The organism is Brevibacterium metallidurans, from assembly GCF_037101285.1.
Classification (GTDB): domain Bacteria; phylum Actinomycetota; class Actinomycetes; order Actinomycetales; family Brevibacteriaceae; genus Brevibacterium; species Brevibacterium metallidurans.
Genome location: NZ_BAAAAF010000062.1, coordinates 1 through 628, shown reverse-complemented (window position 1 = coordinate 628; position 628 = coordinate 1). Strand labels below are relative to the sequence as shown.

Sequence of the window (628 nt, the reverse complement as noted above, 5' to 3'; positions counted from 1 at the left end):
CAGCCGGTTAAAGAGTTCACATTTTGTTTAAACTTCGCGAACCAACAGCGTCAGCACTTCGTAATGGGCGGTGTGCGGGAACATGTCGAACAGCTGTACCCGCTCAACGCGGTAACCGTCCAGACGAGCGATGTCTTTCGCCATCGTCCGGGCATTACAGCTTGAGTAGATGATATACGGCGGCGCCATGCGGCTTAAATAGTCGCACAGCTCAGCGCCAATACCGCGACGCGGCGGGTTAACCAGCACCAGTTGCGGGATATCATCTTCATGGGTCGCAAATTGGGTGGAGTCCAGCGCCTGGAAATGCAGGTTGTTAAGCCCCAGTTGTGCGGCAGATTGCTTCGCGCAGGCAATCGCTTCCGGCGCGATTTCAATACCGGTCAGGCGCATCTGCGGGGTGGCACAGTGCAGGCCGAAGCCGCCAACGCCGCAAAACAGATCCCACATATGGTCAACCGGCAGCTCGCGCACCCAGTCGCGGGCGGTGGCATACAGCTGGCTGGCGACCGTCGGGTTGGTCTGGAAGAAGCTTTGCGGGCGGATCCACAACGGCACGCCGTTAAAGTTCTCCGCCAGCGCCTGCTGCTCGCTGAGGAAAATCTCCTGTTCCCCTTCCATGATCGCC

General features: G+C 58.8%; 1 protein-coding gene. It reads right to left on the bottom strand.

Annotation, left to right across the window (positions count from 1 at the left end; genetic code table 11):
* Positions 1–27 precede the first annotated feature (27 nt).
* Positions 28–628: methyltransferase domain-containing protein (locus AACX88_RS17525; protein WP_339394134.1), on the bottom strand; the 601-nt coding region annotated here is incomplete at its 5' end.